Annotated in this window: 10 protein-coding genes and 1 tRNA gene; 4 read left to right on the top strand and 7 right to left on the bottom strand. The window is 36.2% G+C overall.

Annotated elements, in window-relative coordinates; all coding sequences use genetic code 11:
* Positions 1-97: 97 nt before the first annotated feature.
* Both GJV77_RS08455 and GJV77_RS08450 read left to right on the top strand, forming a co-directional pair.
* Positions 98-182: transfer RNA gene (locus GJV77_RS08455), tRNA-Ser, on the top strand.
* A gap of 275 nt (positions 183-457) precedes the next feature.
* The gene (locus GJV77_RS08450) at positions 458-958 is read left to right on the top strand and encodes a GNAT family N-acetyltransferase (protein ID WP_162521595.1); all 501 of its coding nucleotides are present in this window, start codon (positions 458-460) and stop codon (positions 956-958) included.
* Between the two features lie 88 nt (positions 959-1046).
* On the opposite strand, the gene GJV77_RS08445 is transcribed toward GJV77_RS08450, so the two are convergent.
* The 3 genes from GJV77_RS08445 to GJV77_RS08435 all read right to left on the bottom strand — a co-directional run bounded on the left by GJV77_RS08445 (position 1047) and on the right by GJV77_RS08435 (position 7101).
* A complete protein-coding gene (locus GJV77_RS08445; protein ID WP_155035934.1) occupies positions 1047-2252 on the bottom strand; it encodes an efflux RND transporter periplasmic adaptor subunit in 1206 nt (401 codons plus the stop codon).
* Between the two features lie 11 nt (positions 2253-2263).
* Positions 2264-6613 carry a CusA/CzcA family heavy metal efflux RND transporter gene (locus GJV77_RS08440; protein WP_155035933.1) on the bottom strand — a complete coding sequence of 1450 codons (4350 nt, stop codon included), beginning with the start codon at positions 6611-6613 and terminating at the stop codon, positions 2264-2266.
* Between the two features lie 143 nt (positions 6614-6756).
* Positions 6757-7101 (bottom strand): hypothetical protein, encoded by a 345-nt coding sequence (locus GJV77_RS08435; protein ID WP_155035932.1) that lies wholly within the window; start codon positions 7099-7101, stop codon positions 6757-6759.
* 397 nt (positions 7102-7498) lie between these two features.
* Here GJV77_RS08435 and GJV77_RS08430 point away from each other — a divergent pair, with 397 nt between their 5' ends.
* Together GJV77_RS08430 and GJV77_RS08425 are read left to right on the top strand one after the other, a co-directional pair.
* Positions 7499-7984, top strand: a complete 486-nt coding sequence (locus GJV77_RS08430; protein ID WP_205012525.1) for a Crp/Fnr family transcriptional regulator — start codon at positions 7499-7501, stop codon at positions 7982-7984.
* Between the two features lie 77 nt (positions 7985-8061).
* Complete coding sequence (locus GJV77_RS08425) at positions 8062-9306, top strand: MFS transporter (protein ID WP_155035930.1); 1245 nt, start codon at positions 8062-8064, stop codon at positions 9304-9306.
* 100 nt (positions 9307-9406) lie between these two features.
* Here the strand turns inward: GJV77_RS08425 and GJV77_RS08420 are convergent, their stop codons facing one another.
* The 4 genes from GJV77_RS08420 to GJV77_RS08405 form a co-directional block, all read right to left on the bottom strand.
* Positions 9407-9838 (bottom strand): FKBP-type peptidyl-prolyl cis-trans isomerase, encoded by a 432-nt coding sequence (locus GJV77_RS08420; RefSeq protein ID WP_155035929.1) that lies wholly within the window; start codon positions 9836-9838, stop codon positions 9407-9409.
* A gap of 203 nt (positions 9839-10041) precedes the next feature.
* Entirely contained in the window at positions 10042-10449 is a 408-nt protein-coding gene (locus GJV77_RS08415) for an OsmC family peroxiredoxin (protein WP_155035928.1), read from the bottom strand.
* A gap of 114 nt (positions 10450-10563) precedes the next feature.
* Positions 10564-11373 carry a helix-turn-helix domain-containing protein gene (locus GJV77_RS08410; protein ID WP_155035927.1) on the bottom strand — a complete coding sequence of 270 codons (810 nt, stop codon included), beginning with the start codon at positions 11371-11373 and terminating at the stop codon, positions 10564-10566.
* Between the two features lie 31 nt (positions 11374-11404).
* The gene (locus GJV77_RS08405) at positions 11405-12115 is read right to left on the bottom strand and encodes a DUF981 family protein (protein WP_155035926.1); all 711 of its coding nucleotides are present in this window, start codon (positions 12113-12115) and stop codon (positions 11405-11407) included.
* Positions 12116-12268: the final 153 nt, after the last annotated feature.

Here is a 12268-nt window from a genome sequence, read left to right as displayed (position 1 = left end):
GTTGTGAAAATTCTTTTATATTCCTTCTATTTTCTATTGCATAATCAAAGAAAACCTCTATATTTGCACTCGCAATACCGAACAAGAGCGTTCGACTGGAGAAATGGCAGAGTGGTCGATTGCGGCAGTCTTGAAAACTGTTGACTGTAACAGGTCCGGGGGTTCGAATCCCTCTTTCTCCGCTAAGAAAACCGATAACATTTATTATCGGTTTTTTCTTTTTTAGGGGTATCGCATTATTTTTAAAAGTGCACCTAAAAAGATTCGGGATTCGGTGCACAAAAAAAATACTTCGTGATACTCAGGTCGAATATAAACAACCTTTTCTGCTCTTGATGAAGGAAATTCATTAATTAGAAAAAGTAGTTGGTATGTATTCTTCCCCATTTTGTAGGCTTCCCTAAAAACCGAACAGTTATTAATTCAAAATTATTACCTTTAAACAAAACTATTTATTGTGAAAGTAATTCTTGAAACCCCGCGTCTATTACTACGCGAATTGACTCCTGAGGATGCAGAGAACTTCTATAAACTAAACGAGAATCCAAATGTCACAAGATATACAGGAGACGGGGCTTTTGATAGCATTGAACATGCTAGAGTCTTTTTAGAAAACTACCAAGACTATATACTAAACGGATATGGAAGATGGGCTGTAATCAATAAACAAGACAAACAGTTCATAGGCTGGTGTGGTCTCAAATACCATGAAATGAAAGGGGAAACCGATATCGGCTTCCGCTTCTTTGAACAGCAATGGAACAAAGGGTATGCCACTGAAAGTGCTAAAGTGTGTTTAGACTACGGCTTTAAACATCTAAACCTAAAGCAAATTATCGGTCGTGCGATGAAAGACAATATCGGATCAATCAAGGTTCTTCAAAAAATAGGTTTAGTATACGAGAAAGATGTTCTATTTGATGGAAAGCAAGCCGTGCTTTACTCAATTGAACAATAAAATACACCTTATAAGGTAACTAAAAAAGGCAGAGACACTTCTACAAATGCTCTGCCTTTAGTTATGTCAAAGTGTTTTTATTGACTTATTAATGTGCGTGTTCAGGTGCTCCTCCTGAAGTTTTTGCTAAATGACTCTGCACATAGTAGGCACCATCAATGACAATTTGACTATCTGCTGGTATAGACTCTAAAATCGTTACTTGTGTATACCCTAATTCGGATACGCCAGACTTCACTTCTACACGCTCAAAGTGATAACTCATTCCTCCTGCTTCCTCTACCTCATCTTCTAGAATAAAGATAAACTCTCGACCATCAGCCTTGATTATGGCTTTATTAGGCAGTGCATCAACTGTCTTTTCTCCGATGTGTATCAAAGCATTCACATATAAGCCTGGTATCAATGTATCTAAGACATTATCAATCTTAGCATGGACAATTACAGTCTTGGTTCCTGGTTCAAATGATTTAGTAATACTAAATATCTTCGCTGTCACGACAGTTTCATCAATATTGGTAAAGCTAAACGATACTTTCTGACCTACTTTCACTAATGGTAAGTCTTTCTCATACACCATTAAATCCAAGTGTAGCTCAGAGTTATCTACAATTGAGAAAAGCGATTGTCCAGCCATCACGCTAGACCCAATTTTAATAGGAATAGCAGAAATGTTACCATTAATAGGAGACACTACTCTAAGTGACTTAGCATTTGCTGCTGCATTAACTAAATTCAACCGATTACTCAACGATTCAAATCGAGCCCTTTCTATCGTTAAGTCAGACTTGGTCTTCTGGTAAGTCTTTTCTGAATTTACATTTTCTTGTCTTAAGGTTTGTTGGCGTTTGTACTCCAACTCTAAATACTCCAAATTACTCTTTGATATAGTGTACTGTTCTTTTAACTGAATAAACTCAGGACTGTCTATTAATGCTATCGTCTGTCCTTTTTTTACATAATCCCCTAAGTTCACATTAATCGACGTGATAGTACCACTCAAAAAAGATGATACATCAGCCTGACTCTGTGCAGGTAACTCAGTACTCCCATTTACACGAATGACATCACTTAAATTCTTCTTCCCCAATATACTTAATTGGATATTTGAAGCATTATACTGCGCTTGAGTCAGTTCGACTTCTTTGTTACCTGATTCACCTTCCGCTACAGCCTCACTACTTTGTTCCGTAGTTTCTACTTTGCTTTCTTCTGCCTTATTCTCTTGTGTTTTTTTACAGCTAAACAATAAAAAACTACTAATAAGAGATAGATATATAATTGACTTTTTCATCTGTTCTAATGTTATTGATTTACTAAATAATGAAGGGTATTATGACTGATATTATACTGTAATACAGCATCTAAATAGTTCATTTGTATAGTCAAAGCTGTCTCTACAGATTGAATATACTCTACATATGAAATATCTCCATTATTATATGATTTCATTGCGTGATCCTTGATCAAGCCAGCATTCTTTAAAGCATTGTCTTGATAGTAATCAATTACTTGTTCTTGTGCTTTAATAATGTCTAATTGCTGCTGAACAGCCTCTTCTAACTGTTTGTATAAATACTCTTTTTGCGCCATAGCCTGCTGAACTTCATACTTCTTCGCACGTATTTTGGCGGATTGACTGCCAAAGAAAATCGGAATAGAGATACCAACAGTAAAACTTGGTACTCTCAACTGTTTTCCATAAGAAAAAGGTTCTCCATTTGTCCCTATTATAGTAGCTGAATTAGACTTAATATTATAGCCTACGGATAGATCAGGAAGAAGTGTAGATTTCTCTAACTTTCTATTTGCTTCTATCGTCTCTACATTATTCTGGGCAAGCTCAATTGTATTATTTAAGTGTAAATCAAACGACATATCCGCATCGTGCTTGTCATAAACAATCGAAGGGTTAACAGGTACAAAGTCTTCTTCTAAATTCAAAAGAGCCTTTAACTTTGAAGTTTCATTATTTATCAATGTTCTGTTTTGGGTAATCATTACCCTTAATTCTTGTTCTTTTGCTGAAGCCACATTACTTTCCATCAGCGTAGTCTCTCCGGTCTGATAACGCAACTTAGCTGATTTTGAAAAGTCTTTTAGCAAAGAAGCTTGCTCTGTTAGAAGCACTTCTTTAGACAAACCATAAAGCAAATTCTCCCAAGCCTGTCTGACAGCATAATCCGTATTATTGACCATGGTTTGCTGTTCCAAAACAGCTGTCTCATAAGCTTTATTTAATACTTGCTTTTTCTTGCCATAGGTAAATGGTGAAAAGGATTGAGTTATTGAAAGATTTATATCGGTATTCTCTTTCGTATCCAAATAGCCAAAACCTGTAGTTATATCTGTCTTAGCCAAGTCTAAGTAACTACCCACCATCTGCTTTTTCGCTTTAGTGTTTAACTCAGCTGCTTTAACACCTTTGTTATTGGCTTTGCTAAGTGCTAATGCCTGCTCTAGTGTTAATTCTCTTACTTGTTGTGCTTGCATTCCTACGCTTACCAGCAATAGTATGACAGAGGCTATAGCTGCTTTACTTCTCTTTCCAAGCCCTAAACCTCTTTCTTCATAATAATAGATGATAGGCAATACTATTAAAGTTAAGAATGTAGCCGTGATCAAACCACCGATAACCACAGTAGCTAATGGCTTTTGCACCTCAGCTCCTGCACTTGTACTCAAAGCCATTGGTAAAAACCCCAAAGAAGCAACCATTGCTGTTAGTAGTACTGGACGCAAACGTATTTTTGTCCCTTCGATAATTCGATCGTATAATTCCATACCTTCGTTTTTTAATTGATTAAATTGTCCTATCAGTACAATACCATTAAGCACAGCCACACCAAATAATGCAATAAATCCTACCCCAGCAGAAATACTAAATGGCATATCTCTTAGCCATAAGGCTGCCACTCCCCCAATAGCTGAAAGTGGAATAGCTGTAAAAATCATTAATGATTGTTTGACCGACTTAAAGGTAAAATACAACAGCACAAATATTAACGCTAAAGCAATAGGTACGGCAATCATCAAGCGATTTGTCGCTTCTACTAAGTTTTCAAACTGCCCGCCATAGGTGATATAATACCCTTCTGGAAGTTTTACTTTTTTATCCAACAAAGCCTGAATGTCGGATACTACACTTTTTACATCCCTCTCACGTACATTAAATCCAAGAACGATACGTCTTTTTCCATCTTCTCTACTGATCTGTTGCGGACCATCTTCATAGTCGACACTAGCGACTTGACCTAGCGGTATTTGCTGACCGTTAGTCAGCGGGATAAATACATTTTTAATATCTTCTATATCTCCTCTATCCCCTTGATTAAGCCGAACAACTAAGTCAAATCTCTTCTCTCCTTCATAGACTGAACCTGCTTTCTCTCCTGCAAAACCTGCACGTACTATTTGACTGATATCAGACACTTTCAAGCCATACAAGGCTAGTTTATTTGGATCGTATTTAATCGATATCTGTGGCAATCCTGTTACGCGTTCTAGTTTAGTACTTGCAACTCCTGGAACCTTAGAGACTATTGCGTTAATTTCATCTCCTATACTAGCCAAACGATCTAGATCTTCACCAAAAATCTTAATAGCTACATCGCTTCGAACACCAGTCATGAGTTCGTTGAACCGCATCTGAATAGGCTGAGAAAACTCTGTTCCTGCACCAGGTATTTCTTCTAAAGCTTCCTCCATTAGCCCAATCAACTCTTCTTTTGTCTTAGCCGAGGTCCATTGGTCTTTTTCTTTTAATATAATAATCACATCTGCGGCTTCCATAGGCATCGGATCAGTAGGAATCTCAGCACTACCAATTTTAGAAATAACCATCTTCACCTCTGGAAAACGATCTTTTAAGATTTGTTCTGCGCGAGTTGTCGTCTCTATTTGTTGTGACAAAGAACTACCTGAGGAAATAATAAGATGAGTAGCTAAATCACCTTCATCTAAAGTTGGAATAAACTCCCCTCCCATTCGTCCAAATACAAACACTGCAAAAGCAAACAAACCAAAAGCTATCAACAACACTAATCGTTTTACTTTGAACGCTGATTCTAACAATGGCTTGTACCAACTATATAGTTTATCAATAATCTTATCACTAAAGTTTGGTTTTTCTTTTCCTGCTTGCTTAGATAAAAACAAAGCAGAAACCATTGGCACATAAGTAAGGGATAAAATAAAAGCTCCTAAAATAGCGAATGATACTGTCATGGCCATAGGACCAAACATTTTACCTTCAATTCCTGTAAGAGCCAATATAGGAAGGTATACAATCAAAATAATAATTTCTCCAAAAGATGCACTAGTTCTGATTTTTGACGCTGCTGTGTAAACCTCTTCATTCATTTGTTTTTGCGTCAGTTTCCTATTTTTACCAGCATGAAGTCTATGGACAATAGCTTCGACAATAATAACCGCTCCATCAACAATTAACCCAAAGTCAATAGCCCCTAGACTCATCAAGTTACCACTAACCCCGAATAATTTCATCATCGAAATAGCAAACAACAAGGCCAAAGGAATAACCGAAGCTACAATAAGACCCGCTCTCCAGTTACCCAATAAAAGCACAAGCACAAAAACAACAATCAATGCCCCTTCAATTAAATTGGTTTGTATGGTACTAACTGTTTTATCAATTAGCTTGGTTCGGTCTATAAAGGGCTCTATTGTGACCCCTTCAGGAAGTGTCTTCTCTATCTGAGTCATGCGCTCTTTAACTGCTTTTACGACTTCCTGAGTATTGGAATCTTTAAGCATCATAACCATTCCACTCACATCTTCCCCTTTACCGTCTTTAGTCACAGCTCCATAGCGGATACTGCTACCAATACGAACATCTGCTACATCTCGTATCAACACAGGTGTACCATTATTGGTCTTCACTACGATCTTTTCTATATCAACAAGGCTCTTCACCATTCCTACACTTCGAATGAAGTATGCATAAGGCTTCTTATCAATATAGGCGCCTCCCGTATTTTCATTATTAGCTTCTAGTGCATTGAAGATCTCCAAAATAGAAGTATCCATACTTTTTAGACGATCAGGCTTAACAGCAATTTCATACTGCTTTAGCTGACCTCCTAAGGTATTTACTTCTGCTACTCCTTTTACCCCAATCAATTGAGGCTTGATAATCCAATCCTGAATAGTACGTAAATCCATACTATTATATTTATCTTCATATCCCTGTTCTGGATATACGACATATTGGTAAATCTCTCCTAGCCCTGTGCTTACAGGAGCCAACTCTGGCACTCCTACTCCTGCTGGAATATTCTCTTGAGCCATCTGTAACTTCTCTGTGATCTGTGCTCTTGCCCAATAAATATCTGTATCTTCTGTAAATACAACAGTAATCACGCTAAGTCCAAAGCGACTAATTGAGCGCAACTCCTTGATATTTGGGATTGGTTTTACAGCCAACTCAATTGGGTAGGTAATAAATTGCTCTACCTCTTGTGTGGCTAATGTTGGTGAAGTTGTAATAATTTGCACCTGATTATTGGTAATATCAGGCTGCGTATCCATTGGCAATGTTGCTACAGAATACGTCCCTAAGATTAGTAATCCTACAACAAATAACCCTATGATAAATTTGTTTCGAATACTAAAATTTATGATTTTATCTAACATCTGAATGTCATATTTGATTTTAGGTAATTTTAAAACACAATTGTATTTATAACCTAGCCAATTAAGTTGGCTACGCAATTGATTCTAAACAAATACGTCTTATGATTATACATTGTCTATAATCAATTATAAATACCGTAAAACTATATGACTATCTTAGGAGGTTGCCAGATGGTAATATCTACCTTTTGAGGCAATTTATCCGAATAAGTGGGTGTCTCCTGAAAAAACAACAAAGAGGTTGTTACAGGTTGAAATACATAGACTTTTGCATTCGACACAGCAGCACAACAAGCACATACACAAAGTGGAGAACACATATCTGACGATGTATGAGTGGATTGCTTTTCTATTGGATTTGATGATTCTGAGAAAACACGCTCTGCCAAAGACTCAGACACAAAATACCTATCCGTACATGGGTACTGAGTAAAGGCTACAACAAGTAATAGCATTAGGATAGACAAAATGTTCTGTGAATTTCTCATGGTATAAAGGTAGGTATATTTAACATACAAAAACAATCCTATCGCTATAATTTGTACTTTTTGCAACAGCATTGCAAAGATAAACACCAATCATTCAATCAAATAAAAGAATACTGACCTGTTTTATTATGAAAAAGACTTTGTATTAAATACGCTATTTATCTTTGTTTAATTACCATTTCTTACTTTTAAATACTCGTATCAACAACTTCCTGCCCGTGAAATTTTTCAAAAACTTTTCAAGCTTATTTCCCTCATTTCTCTTACATTTATTCTCCTTACTATAAGTACATACAAACTATTTAATTTCTAAGCGATGCTAAGTACTATATTTACCTACTTTGATAAGATTTACCTGCTCAAAAACCCAGAAAGTCGTAGCTTACTAAGCAATATTATGCAAATACGAAATTATCGTAAAAACCAAGTAATTCAACAGCCAAATAGCCGGTGTAAAACGCTATATTTTGTCACTAAAGGAGTGGCGCGTATTTATTATTTTAAAGACGCAAAAGACATCACAGAACACTTTGCCTTTGATGCCAATATCATTATTCGAGCTGAAAGTCTTTTTACTAAGAGAACAACACCTAAAGCAATACAGGCATTAACGGATTTAACTGTAGTGGCTATCCCAGCACAAGAACTTTTCTGTTTATTTGAAACAAACCTTGAAGTAGAGCGTCTATTTAATAAAATCTTTATACAAGCCTATATACAAACTACCAAACGCGTAGAAAGTCTTCAGTTCCAATCCGCTACTGAGCGCTATTATGAGCTTCTTACACAAACAAATTTAATCAATCAAATACCACTCAAACACATAGCCTCTTATCTAGGCATTACCCAAGTTAGTTTAAGTAGAATACGAGCTTCTATTTGATCATTTTTTATCATTTGTTAAAGAATATCTCCTGTATTAGAGCCAATTTTGTCTAACAAAATCAAGCATACAAACAAATGAAACAAATAGCGTTAGGACTAAAGGAAAACTGGCAACAATTTGCCTTGCTAATCCTTGTCAACATGTTGGTTGGTGGAATGGTCGGACTTGAGCGAACTGTTGTTCCTCTGGTTGGAACACAGGAATTTAATATACAATCAGACCTTGTCATCTTCTCCTTTATCATTGCCTTTGGTGTGGTAAAAGCTTTTACAAATCTAATATCTGGTGTCTTAGCTGATAAATACACGCGCAAAAAAGTACTTATCGCTGGTTGGATAGTAGGATTACCTGTCCCTTTTTTATTAGCCTTTGCCCCTACATGGAACTGGATACTACTAGCGAATATCTTATTGGGAATGAGTCAAGGACTTGCCTGGAGTATGACAGTAAATATGAAAATAGACCTTGTAGGTAAGAAAAGTCGTGGCCTTGCAATGGGGCTAAACGAAGCGGCAGGGTATGGAGCAGTAGGTCTTACAGCCTTACTTACGGGATACTTAGCAGCCAACTACGGCCTAAGACCCCAGCCCTTTTATGTTGGAATAGTTTATACTATTGCCGGACTATTACTCTCTATTTTCGTTATTAAAGATACCCGAGCTTATACTAGTTTAGAAGCAACCCAATCTAATTCAGACCTTACAGAAGATAAACCAAGCCTTTGGTGGGTATTTAAACAAACTTCTTATAAAGATAAAAACCTTTTTTCCATCTCACAAGCAGGCCTTATCAATAACCTAAATGACGGAATGTCTTGGGGAGTATTTCCCTTGTTTTTCCTATCGTTAAATGTATCGCTAGAGGGTATTGGTTGGATCAAAGCCATCTACCCTATTGTATGGGGGGCTGGACAAATAATTACAGGTCCTCTGGCAGATAAAATTGGACGAAAACCGCTCATTGTCTGGGGAATGTTCGTTCAAGTATTTGGTCACATAATTATTGGAAGCCAATGGTTAGAACCTCTAACTGCAGGGCTGATAGGTTCGATCCTATTGGGATTAGGTACTGCTATGGTTTACCCTGCTTTGTTGGCAGGAGTAAGTGATGTAGCAAACCCTCTATGGCGTGCTTCCTCACTTGGCGTATATCGATTTTGGCGCGATATGGGGTATGCTATTGGTGCACTAATGGCAGGAATTGTAGCTAACGCTTTGAGCCTTACTTGGGCTATTCACCTAGCGGGCTTAATCACGTTTATTTCAGGGATTATTGTTTGGGTAAATATGTCTGAAACCAAAAACTTACCCACTAAATAAAAACATTGAAAATATAAAAAAAAGCGTGTTAATCACTAGATGATTAACACGCTTTAATATATATCAGACTTTAATTGCTTATTAAAAAAGCTATAGTCAATTATTTAATCTCCACAACTTCTAATTCGAAAATTAAATCTTTTCCAGCCAATGGGTGGTTAGCATCAACGATAATTGTATCCTCTTTCACCTCAGCCACGCGTAATTGAATTTCTGATCCATCAGGATTTCTTGAAACTAATCCCATTCCTACTTGTGGTTCCATTTCTTGTGGAAGTTGACTTTTTGGTACTTCCATAAACATTTCTTGTTGAACATCACCGTAAGCTTCACCAAATGGAATTTCAATCGTTTTCTTCTGGTTTACTTCCATACCGATTACTCCATTTTCAAACCCTGGAATTAACTGCCCTTGTCCTAAAGTGAACTCAATTGGTTCTCCTCTTTCCACAGAGCTATCAAAGATTTGCCCATCTGCTAATTTTCCAGTGTAGTGTACACGTACTGTGTCATTTTGTTTAACTTGACTCATAAGTTTTTTATTTCTATTTTAATTGGAACCATATTCTATGGTTATTTCCTTATTCACGAAAGTACAATTTTAAAGAAGTAACACAATAGAAAAGCAAACAAAAAAATGTTTTTTCGTATAAACTTAACATTCTTTAAAAAACAAAACAGGGATATTCTCAAAATAAGAATCCCTGTCTATTTATTATCTAAGTATACCTAATACTACTCAAAGTTTATATTCAGCTCTGTTGGAAAAGCAAATCCTTGACCAATAGGACATAGTTGTTTTGCTTTTTTTGCTGTTTCTTCAAATGTAATTTTATCGATAGTAGCTACTTTTGCCTGTACATTTAGTACAGCTTTTAGCAATTTATTTTCATCGTAATGAATATCACAAGACGTGTCCAAACTTGTAATCTCATATTTTTCAGTTGTCAATAACATCGCTAATGTCATATTAAAACACCCCGAATAAGCTGCTGCTAAAAACTCCTCTGGCAATACTGCCTGTTTATTTGGGCGATTCATAAAGTGATAGGTCACTCCATTGAGCAATGGATTCTCCGATGTATATACTCCTTCTCCTTTTTTAAAACTCTCTGACCAGTTGGCACTAATAGTTGCTTTCATATCTATGTGATTTAATTAAAAGACAAAATTATCACCACAGGCACTGCTGTTCAATGGACATAAGCGAAAAGTATAGGACTTTTCTTACTCCATAAACTAAATTTCAAGAAACATTTAGTTTCTTCTATCACGGAATTCTAAAGGTGTACACCCACTTTGTATCTTAAAATAGCGATTGAAATACGAGGTATCAATGTACCCTAAACTATGTGCTATTTCTTTCACGCTCTTATCGGTATAAACTAGTAAACGCTTTGCTTCAAGCATAATTCGACCTACAATAATACAGCTTGGCGATTGCTCCTCATCACTGCTAATACGTTTATTGAGCGTTGCCGTTGATACATTCATAAGTGCTGCATAGTCTGACACCTTGTGCTTACTGGCATAATATTTATCTACCAATTGACTAAACCGTCTAGTAAACTCTCTTTTCTCGACTATTCTTTGTCTTTCATCTTTTGACTGGCTTACCCAAAGCCTGGTCGATTCAATCATAATAAACTTTATAAGAATACGTATCTTCTCCTGACTCCACATATCCTTATTAATCAGCTCTTCTTTAATTTGCTGAAACAAATTTGTAAATAAGAGGGTCTGCCTTGAACCCAAACCTATTTGAGGAAGAGATAGCACATTACTATACAGTATTCCATCACAGGCTAATTCCTTATCGTGTATTTCTATACAATAAAAATCACCGTGAAAATAGAGTAATTCTCCTCTAGCCTTATCATCAATACCAAAGAGTTGATCCTCATTAAAAAAAAATAGAGTGTCTTGCTCACAACTATAAGTTTCAAAGTCAACCTCCACACAAGTACCCTTACACGCATAAAGAATCTTCAACACTCCTAAATGCGTCTTACCTATATCTGTTAGAGCCTCTCTGTGCTGTAAATCTGTTATTCCAACTAATTCCATGTTTTTACCCTAATTTTTGAGACACCTATAACTACGCCATCGTATTGACGATTAGTCCAATATGTGTGAAATAATTAAGAGCACCGAACAACAACCATGTCCACCCTACTAATTGCAATAAGATATATCCATATTTAGCCAAGCGATTTTCATAGTCTCCTGTTGCAAATCGCTCCAATATAAAAGGAGTAATAATCGATGCAACTCCAATTCCTGCATAAACAAGAGAAATACAAACGGCCTCTACCATAGGATAATCTGCTAACATTCCAGAAATAGGTTCTTCTTTGGGAGCTGCAAACAACTGGAAGATAACACCAGCAAATGCAATACCTATCATTCCCAACCCTATACCTATCATAATGTATTTGAAATGACGTAAATCAGCCGATACTTGTTTTAAACTATCACTATCCTCCACAATAGAAATTCTATTTTTGTAAAAGTAAAAAGCAATAACTAATAAAAGAACTCCTAGAACCAAACTAGGCTCTCCAAAAACGATATTATCAAAAGGAAAATACTTCGCCAAAGGCCATACTACAGTCATGTGTAATCCTGTTGTCACTAAGATTATAGCTAGTGCAAATAAATTGATTGCCCAACCTTGAGGATTTACTTTTTCTCTGCTAATCAAATTCTTCCCTATAGCTGCTATTGAAAGTAATGCTGCTCCTGAGGCTAAAGCCATAACAGTATTATACGTCGGCATTTGCTCCCAATCAATAATCAATGGTTCCATATTAATTGTTTTTTTAAGTTTAATGCTAAACTTACTAAAAATATCAAGACCTATGAACTGTTTTACTCACCTAATCAACTGGATTGTATTTTTTCATTTCCCCCTACTATATTATTTATTTTTAAACAACTAAAAACCAACCACATAAAGTCA

This window comes from Myroides pelagicus (assembly GCF_009711055.1).
Taxonomy (GTDB): Bacteria; Bacteroidota; Bacteroidia; order Flavobacteriales; family Flavobacteriaceae; genus Flavobacterium; species Flavobacterium pelagicum.
The sequence above is the reverse complement of the archived record's forward strand: the minus strand, read 5'-3'. Positions and strand labels throughout refer to the sequence as shown.

Coding starts and splice junctions, on each gene's coding strand:
- GJV77_RS08445 (WP_155035934.1), bottom strand. CDS start 2,252: ATGAAAAAGTCAATTATATATCTATCTCTTATTAGTAGTTTTTTATTG.
- GJV77_RS08420 (WP_155035929.1), bottom strand. CDS start 9,838: ATGAGTCAAGTTAAACAAAATGACACAGTACGTGTACACTACACTGGA.
- GJV77_RS08425 (WP_155035930.1), top strand. CDS start 8,062: ATGAAACAAATAGCGTTAGGACTAAAGGAAAACTGGCAACAATTTGCC.
- GJV77_RS08415 (WP_155035928.1), bottom strand. CDS start 10,449: ATGAAAGCAACTATTAGTGCCAACTGGTCAGAGAGTTTTAAAAAAGGA.
- GJV77_RS08405 (WP_155035926.1), bottom strand. CDS start 12,115: ATGGAACCATTGATTATTGATTGGGAGCAAATGCCGACGTATAATACT.
- GJV77_RS08430 (WP_205012525.1), top strand. CDS start 7,499: ATGCAAATACGAAATTATCGTAAAAACCAAGTAATTCAACAGCCAAAT.
- GJV77_RS08410 (WP_155035927.1), bottom strand. CDS start 11,373: ATGGAATTAGTTGGAATAACAGATTTACAGCACAGAGAGGCTCTAACA.
- GJV77_RS08440 (WP_155035933.1), bottom strand. CDS start 6,613: ATGTTAGATAAAATCATAAATTTTAGTATTCGAAACAAATTTATCATA.
- GJV77_RS08435 (WP_155035932.1), bottom strand. CDS start 7,101: ATGAGAAATTCACAGAACATTTTGTCTATCCTAATGCTATTACTTGTT.